The 6,958-nt window shown below is 65.0% G+C and carries 9 protein-coding genes and 4 pseudogenes; 6 read left to right on the top strand and 7 right to left on the bottom strand.

What is annotated here, in order from left to right:
- The first annotated feature begins 58 nt into the window (after positions 1-58).
- Both YO9_RS0104415 and YO9_RS0104420 read left to right on the top strand, forming a co-directional pair.
- Positions 59-786, top strand: a pseudogene (locus tag YO9_RS0104415) (potassium channel family protein).
- The gene (locus YO9_RS0104420) at positions 783-1,556 is read left to right on the top strand and encodes a potassium channel family protein (RefSeq protein ID WP_031272664.1); all 774 of its coding nucleotides are present in this window, start codon (positions 783-785) and stop codon (positions 1,554-1,556) included. Before YO9_RS0104415 ends, YO9_RS0104420 begins: the two are co-directional and overlap by 4 nt.
- On the opposite strand, the gene YO9_RS16800 is transcribed toward YO9_RS0104420, so the two are convergent.
- The 6 genes and pseudogenes from YO9_RS16800 to dut form a co-directional block, all read right to left on the bottom strand.
- Positions 1,456-2,193: a DUF3159 domain-containing protein gene (locus YO9_RS16800; RefSeq protein WP_223286096.1), complete on the bottom strand. Its 738-nt coding sequence runs from the start codon at positions 2,191-2,193 to the stop codon at positions 1,456-1,458. The two genes, YO9_RS0104420 and YO9_RS16800, sit on opposite strands and share 101 nt — an antisense overlap.
- Positions 2,190-2,564: a single stranded DNA-binding domain-containing protein gene (locus tag YO9_RS0104430; protein WP_016996417.1), complete on the bottom strand. Its 375-nt coding sequence runs from the start codon at positions 2,562-2,564 to the stop codon at positions 2,190-2,192. Before YO9_RS0104430 ends, YO9_RS16800 begins: the two co-directional genes overlap by 4 nt.
- Positions 2,565-2,569: 5 nt before the next feature.
- Positions 2,570-2,719: a hypothetical protein gene (locus tag YO9_RS19675; protein ID WP_262925580.1), complete on the bottom strand. Its 150-nt coding sequence runs from the start codon at positions 2,717-2,719 to the stop codon at positions 2,570-2,572.
- A gap of 9 nt (positions 2,720-2,728) precedes the next feature.
- Positions 2,729-3,177, bottom strand: a pseudogene (locus YO9_RS21360) (DUF3710 domain-containing protein); the annotation flags it as partial.
- On the bottom strand, positions 3,174-3,323 hold the full coding sequence (locus YO9_RS16805; protein ID WP_223286097.1) for a hypothetical protein: 150 nt from the start codon (positions 3,321-3,323) through the stop codon (positions 3,174-3,176). The pseudogene YO9_RS21360 and the gene YO9_RS16805, both read right to left, overlap by 4 nt.
- Before the next feature lie 48 nt (positions 3,324-3,371).
- Positions 3,372-3,787, bottom strand: a pseudogene (gene dut, locus YO9_RS0104440) (dUTP diphosphatase).
- 126 nt (positions 3,788-3,913) lie between these two features.
- On the opposite strand from dut, the gene YO9_RS0104445 reads away from it, so the two are divergent.
- On the top strand, positions 3,914-4,453 hold the full coding sequence (locus YO9_RS0104445; protein WP_223286098.1) for a DUF3093 domain-containing protein: 540 nt from the start codon (positions 3,914-3,916) through the stop codon (positions 4,451-4,453).
- A gap of 69 nt (positions 4,454-4,522) precedes the next feature.
- Here YO9_RS0104445 and YO9_RS0104450 read toward each other — a convergent pair whose 3' ends face one another.
- Entirely contained in the window at positions 4,523-4,822 is a 300-nt protein-coding gene (locus tag YO9_RS0104450; protein ID WP_016996421.1) for a DUF4193 domain-containing protein, read from the bottom strand.
- Between the two features lie 333 nt (positions 4,823-5,155).
- Here YO9_RS0104450 and sepH (YO9_RS19690) point away from each other — a divergent pair.
- From sepH (YO9_RS19690) to YO9_RS16810, 3 genes and pseudogenes are all read left to right on the top strand, one after another.
- A pseudogene (gene sepH, locus YO9_RS19690) lies at positions 5,156-5,428 on the top strand (septation protein SepH); the annotation flags it as partial.
- Positions 5,429-5,511: 83 nt separating this feature from the next.
- On the top strand, positions 5,512-6,474 hold the full coding sequence (gene sepH, locus YO9_RS0104455; protein WP_016996423.1) for a septation protein SepH: 963 nt from the start codon (positions 5,512-5,514) through the stop codon (positions 6,472-6,474).
- 131 nt (positions 6,475-6,605) lie between these two features.
- The gene (locus YO9_RS16810) at positions 6,606-6,761 is read left to right on the top strand and encodes a hypothetical protein (RefSeq protein ID WP_016996424.1); all 156 of its coding nucleotides are present in this window, start codon (positions 6,606-6,608) and stop codon (positions 6,759-6,761) included.
- Positions 6,762-6,958: the final 197 nt, after the last annotated feature.

The raw sequence follows: 6,958 nt of genomic DNA on the forward strand, positions 1-6,958 counted from the left end.
ACACGCTAGTACCTCGCGGGGGTCTTGTCCCGAAGCCCGGAGAATTATGCTGTGCGACATGGCGCATTTTGTGATCATGGGTGTCGGCCGCGTGGGGATCTCCATTGCGCACGCCCTTGAGGATTCCGGCCACACGGTGGCGGTCATCGACCAGGACGATCGGGCCTTCCGAAAGCTCCGGCCGTCCTTCGGTGGCAAGAAGGTCACCGGCACGGTTTCGACCGGGACGTCTTGCGGCGGGCGGGCATCGAGGACGCGTATGCGTTCGCGGCGGTCTCCAGCGGTGACAACTCGAACATCATTGCGGCCCGGGTGGCACGGGAGACCTTCAAGGTCAAACACGTGGTGGCCCGCATCTACGATCCCAGCCGCGCGGAGTTCTACCAGCGTATGGGCATTCCCACCGTGGCGTCCGTGCGGTGGAGTTCGGATCAGGTTTTGCGCCGGATCTTGCCGGAACACGCGATCACCGGTGACTTCCGCGAGGCCTCGGGCCGCTTGCAGTTGGGGGAACTTCCCTTGCACGAGTCCTGGTCCGGTCTGCACCTGGACCGCATCGAAGAAGCCGCCGGGGTGCGAGTCGCCTTCGTGACCCGATTCGGTGAGGGTATCCTCCCGGCCTCGGATTCCAGCTACCAACAGGGAGATATCGTGCACGCCATGATGCGCGTGGAAGATGTGGAGAATGTGGCCAGGATCCTGTCCCGGCCACCCTCGGACGACGTCCTGGAAGCGGTGGCCCTGGCGGCCACCGAGGAACGCGGCCACGGACGGGAGCGGTCATGAGAGTCATTGTTGTGGGCGGTGGATCCGTCGGCTCCTCGATCGCCCGAGAACTGGTGTCCCACGGCCACGAGATCGTGGTGATCGATGCGACGTCGGACGTGATCGGTCGGTCCAATCTGCGCGGCACCCAGTGGGTCGTGGGCGACGCGTGCGATCTGGAAGTGCTGCAGCGCGCCAAGACGGAAGAAGCGGACGTGGTCGTTGCGGCCACCGGTGATGACAAGGCCAACCTGGTGGTCTCGCTGTTGGCCCGCAGCGAGTTCGGCGTTCCCCGCACCGTGGGCCGCGTGAACAACCCCAAGAACGAATGGCTCTTCGACGAGGCCTGGGGTGTGGACGTGGCCGTATCGACTCCCCGACTCATGACGGCCCTGGTCGAAGAAGCCGTGGAGGTGGGCGACGTCGTGCGCCTGCTGAGCCTGCAAACCGGCGGCGCCACCCTGGCTGCTTACACGGTGCCCCGCGAGCATCCGGTCGTGGCATCCATGGTGTCCCAGGTGCCCTGGCCACCCGAGGTGGCTCTGGTGGCCATCCTGCGCGACGGTATCCCGATCACGCCCTCCGGGGACGACGTGCTGGAAGGCGCGGACGAGCTGTTCTTCATCTCCACCGCGGAGGGCGAGGAGCAGTTGCGAGCCATGTTCACCACGGCCCAGGACGTCCCGGAGGTTACCGAGGGCCTGACCGAACAGCCCGAACGGGCCGGGTCATCATCCACCCGAGCCACAGCACCAACGCGTACAACGGAACGCCCATCACCAGACGAGTGACGCCCAGCGCGGCCACGTTCTCCGCGAAGTACAGCGGCACCTGCACGAGCAGACGCGCCGCGAACATTCCGATCAACAGCAACGTGGCCCGCTGGTAGGCCGTGCGGCGTTGCCGGTCCTTGCGCCAGTCCATGCCCTCACCGCGCACATAGCCGTAGAACACGCCCAGCAGTGGCCAGCCCACTGCCGCGGAGATGGACAATCCGATGAACCACGCGATGTTGATGAAGAATCCGGGTACGTAGTAGTCGAGCGCCTGACCGCCGGCGCGGGCGAACAGCGCGCACACGGCCACCCCGATGAACCCGGTGATCGACTGCATGAGCGATTGCCGCTGCGCCAAGCGAAGCACCGCGAACACCGCGGCGGTCGCCAGGGACGCCACCAGTGCAATCCCCAGTTGCTGCGTCAGCAGGAACACGACCAGGAAGATCAGACCGGGCAGCACCGCTTCGATCAGTCCGCGCCAGCCACCCACGGCGTGCAACACGTCCAACTGGCCGTGTTCATCGCGGCGCAGACCCGCACGCGCGGCGTAATCGCCCATGGCCTGTTCCATGGAGTGCGGCCGCTCGGGCCCGTCCTGGGGTTCTTGCTCACCCGGGTGTTCAGGGGGCGGAGGTGTTCCGTGGCTCACCGATTGATCCTTTTGGGAGTGATGATTTCGTAACGCGGGTTGTACATGGTGGGCACAGAATCGGTGAACGACACCACGGCCACGCAGCGTAGTTTGGTTCCGGCCATCACGCCGGGAACGCTGCGCTGACCGTGCCAGAGGAGTTTCACGTAGGAGTCGCCACGGCCGGGTTCGTGTCCCGAGCGGTTCTGCACGTGGAGCACGGCCTGGTATCGCGGGGCCTCGGTCGCCGGGGAAAAAGTCACTTCGGTGACCACACCCTCGACCATGACTCTTCGCCGCTGGGACGACGCTGCAGGGTCCAGATCTCGCGCGGCCACGCCGCATTCGCTCACCACGTCAATGGCGCCGGTGACCTGGGTTGTCGCCACGATGGTCAGCCGATTTCGGTGATCTCGGGGCCGCGGCGCGGTGTGCTCACCGGCGGCTGCGGGTCATCGACGGGCTGCTCCGGGGTCTGGCCATCGGGCGTCTGGGGCGTCGCGTTCTCCGGGACCTTGAACGGCAAAAGGTCGCGCGGGGGCATCGGATCCTGGCCTCGCACGATCACCAGGGAACGAACGACGTCGTCGAGGACCTCCGCGGTCGTGGACGGCATGGCAGCCCCACCCGTGTACACCGCGCGGAGGAACCAACGCGGTCCGTCGATACCGACGAAGCGGGCCAGACGATAACCGGGGCCGCCCGAGGCCGTGGTGGCGTTGAACTTGGCGTTGACCTGCAGGCCCAGTGGGCCTTCGGCACGGTGGCCTGGCCACCGTCACGGCGCAAGCCCTCGGCGAGCTCACGGCGAACGTCATCCCACAGGCCACTACTCTTGGGAGCCGAGAACGCCTGAAGCTGGACCGATCCGTCCTTGTAGTCGATGTTCAGGGCGCGCGGTCGCTGAGATTGTTCGTCCAGGTCCATGCGTACGGCCACTCCGGCCACCGGCTTGAGCAGAATGCAGCCAAGATCCACGTAGTCCGAGCGCTCGCCCTTCATCTCGGATTCGTCCCACGGGCCAGGGCGCGCGGATCGGCCTTCGCGGCGGCGTCTTCCTCGGGGGTTTCCGTGTCCTGCGCTTCGGTCTCGGCCGCGGCGCTGCTGTCCGCCTGAGCGTCCCTGTCGCGCTTCTTACGTCCAAACATGTGTGCTCCGTTTACTGTGTGCTGGTCGTTGTGTGTCGGGCGCGGGGATCAGTGGGTTCCCGAGGAACCGAAGCCACCTTCACCACGTTCGCTGTCCGGCAATTCCGTCACGGCTTGGAAGTGCGCCGTCTCCACTCGCTGGATCACGAGCTGGGCGATGCGCTCCCCCCGACTCACCGTGTAGGTCTCCGACCGGTCGGTGTTCAGAAGAGACACCTTGATCTCACCGCGATACCCGCTGTCCACGGTGCCGGGGGCATTGACCACGGTCAGTCCGTGCTTGGTCGCCAGACCCGATCTGGGGTGCACCAGCCCACGTAGCCGTGGGGAATAGCCAGGGCCACGCCGGTGTCCACCAGGGCCCGCTGGCCGGGTTCCAGCACGGTTTCGTGCCGGGCTCGCAGGTCAGCGCCCGCGTCTCCGAGGGTCGCGTAGGAGGGAGGTGCCAGCTCAGGATCCAGCATCTTGAGGGCCACGGTCACGGTAGTTTCACCGGCTACATCAATCACAGTCCACCACTCTAACGCGGTGCACCTTGGGCCGTCGTATGCACGTGGAAGACTCCTAGCAAGCTGTGGGAAAGTGGAACCATGACCTCTCACGATCCGCACGCCACCACGGCCTCCGAGCCGGCAACCCCCGACTACCCTTCGACCGAGCCCGTGGTCGAATATCAGGAGCGACTCACGGTCGCATGGTGGATGTGGCTCGTGGTGCTGTTCGTGGGAGCGGCTACCTTCATTGCCCTGGCCCCCATCAACATGGTGGTGGGAATCATTGCGGCCGTCGTGGTCATGGTCTTGATCACGTTGGTTCTTCACCTCGGTTCTCCCAGGATCGTGGTCACGGATCAGGACGTTCGGGTGGGCCGCGCCTACATCGAACGTCGTTTCGTGGGAGAAGCCGAACCGCTGCGCGGAGATGCGGTGCGCGTGGCTCGCGGCCCGGAGCTCGACGGTCGCGCCTTCATGAACTTCCGGGTGTCCGTTCCGGACATGTGCCGGATCGAAATCGTGGATCCTGTGGATCCACCCCATACTGGCTCACTGCCACTCGGCACCCCGAGGAATTGGCCCGAGCAATCAATGGCAAACGCACTGCAGACTCGCAGTAACGCCGTGAATGAATAATCCGGGCGGTCACCACACGGTGACGCCCGGATTATTTATGTGTCTGTGTCAGTGCTCGGGGACTGGGTATCAGCCCATGCACTCGAAGCAGAACTTCACGCCGTCGCGCTCTTCGGCGAGCTGCGAACGGTGGCGCACCAAGAAGCACGAACCGCACGTGAATTCGTCTTCCTGGGCGGGGAGAACCACCACGGAGAGTTCTTCGTTGGAAAGGTCTGCACCGGGGAGCTCAAAGCTTTCGGCCGCTGCAGCTTCATCTTCGTCGACGCTGCCGGACTGCTGATCCGATCGACGAGACTGCAACTCCTCGATCGAGTCTTCCTTGATGTCTTCGTCTTGCTTACGCGGCGCGTCGTAATCTGTGGCCATGTGTGAATCCGCTCCAACCGGTCTTCGCGAGATCGCTGTGGGTGTCAAGACGCCGACGTTCTGGGAAAAATGCCGGGTCCGTGTCGCGTAGATTGTTCACCATCGACCGCGAAAAATCCAGCCCGAAACTCTGGGCGTGAAATGTGAGTCTTATGGCGGCCATCCGGTCCGGTCTTCGGCGGGTCATGGCTCCCCCGGTGGAAGGCCTCGAAAAATGCGGTGGGCCCGGCAGAAAACGGTTCGAGGCCCACGATTGAACCACTAGACTGGCACGACATGAGCGGCAGGAATTTCTCTGACAGCATTACTTCTTGCCGGTAAAGGAAGGACAGCATGGACCAGTTGCACCTGGTGGGCATACACGATGACGGCGAACACCTGATCGTGGAAACCACCGATTCCCAGCGTTACTCGCTGAAAATCGATCAGCAGTTACGACAAGCGGTGCAGCACGCGCGGAAGAAGACTCCCGCGCGCGGCCGTGTGACGGGCCAGTTCGGTCCCCGTGACATCCAGGCCCGTTTCCGTGCCGGCGCGAGTGTGGAAGACATCGTGGCGGAGTCGGGGTGGGAACCGGAGCGCGTCAAGCGTTACGAGTGGCCGATCCTCGCGGAGCGTGGTCACATGGTGCGCGAAGCGCTCAAAGTCAAGGTCACCGGAACGAGTCCTTCCCACGACGCTACCGTTCGGTGTTCGAGGGCGAACCTCGCACTCTCGAACAGACCGTGCGCCACCGCGCTCAGAACACCGGCGTGGCAGCGGATTCGCTGGACTGGGATGCCTGGCAGCGCGAAGATCAGCTCTGGACCTTGCAGTTGTCCTTCAACGTGTCCGACCGCGATCAAGCACCCCATGACACCAACGGACCCGCGGAGTGGACCTACAACCCCGCGAACCAGACTGTTCGTCCGGTCAATGACTGGGCCACCACGCTGGGCCAGGAACCGCATGAATCCGGACCGCTCGGCGTGCCCGCGCCCGCAGTGAGCCACGCGCCCGCTCCCAATGCTCAGGTGGAACAGCTTCAGCGCGAGGCCAGCCAGGCGGATGAGCTGCTGGACGTCCTGCAGTCACGCCGTGGTCGACGCCTCGGCTCCGACACCGAAGAGGACGAGCGTCTCGCCGAGATCCTCGGCCGCGGCATGGGACACGTGGACAATCGGCCGCGCCCCATCGGCGCGCCGGAAGATTCACCGCTCTTCGATCAGCCCATCCAACCCGCCGCCGCACGCGTCGCGGAGGACCGCGCGCTGCAGGAGGACGAAGGCATCGAGATCGTCGACGATTCCACCACGGCACCCGAAGAGACCCAAACTCCCGCTGAGGAACCGGACCAGGCGGCGTCGCCGTCGTTGCCCGAGGCCGTCACCGCGGGCCGTGGCCCCCAGCTGACCGTGGCCGCTGACCCGGAGGAATCCGTGGCCACTCTGGATTCGGAGGACCGGACCGAGACGTCCGAATCGACTGAATCTAGCCCGGCAGCAAGCGAGGAATCCGCCGCCGCTGAAGCCTCTACCGAGCCCGCACATCAGAACGAGGAACCGCAGGAGCAGCCGCAGAGGGCTCCCGGGCCCCGCGGTCGCACCGGCAAGGCCAAGCGCTCTTCTGTACCCAGCTGGGACGAGATCGTCTTCGGTTCCAACTCCAACTAGTGTCCGGGAGCACCCCGCGAGGGACTGCAGATTTTCCGGCGGACACGCTAGAGTCGTCAAGGCAGATTGGCTCAGGGGAGAAAGCGGTCCATCTTTGCTCTGGCAATTCATGGATTCGAGGGACGCATTGCATGGGTAATTCCATCCAAGACGATTTGTTCGGTGCTGACGAACCGGCTGCGGAAGCAACCGGTGGTTCCAGCGATCCCGAAGGCGGTGGGGGGCTCCGTCGGTTCATGGCACCCCTCGTGCTCGGGCTGGCTGCGCTCCTGGTGCTCGTGGGGTAGCGCCCTCGCGTTCACCGGCCTCTCCAATTCCCAGGACGATCAGGAACCGGCAGACTTCGCGACCGAGTCCGAGTCACCGTCTCCCACGCCCAGCCCGACTCCGAGCCGCACGCCCTCCCCCACACCTGTGGAAACCGCGCCGGTCCAGGAGTACGTGCCGCCGCCCCCGCCGCCCGTGCGCCCCCGGTGGTTCCGCC

The organism is Kocuria atrinae C3-8 (assembly GCF_000286355.1).
Classification (GTDB): domain Bacteria; phylum Actinomycetota; class Actinomycetes; order Actinomycetales; family Micrococcaceae; genus Kocuria; species Kocuria atrinae_A.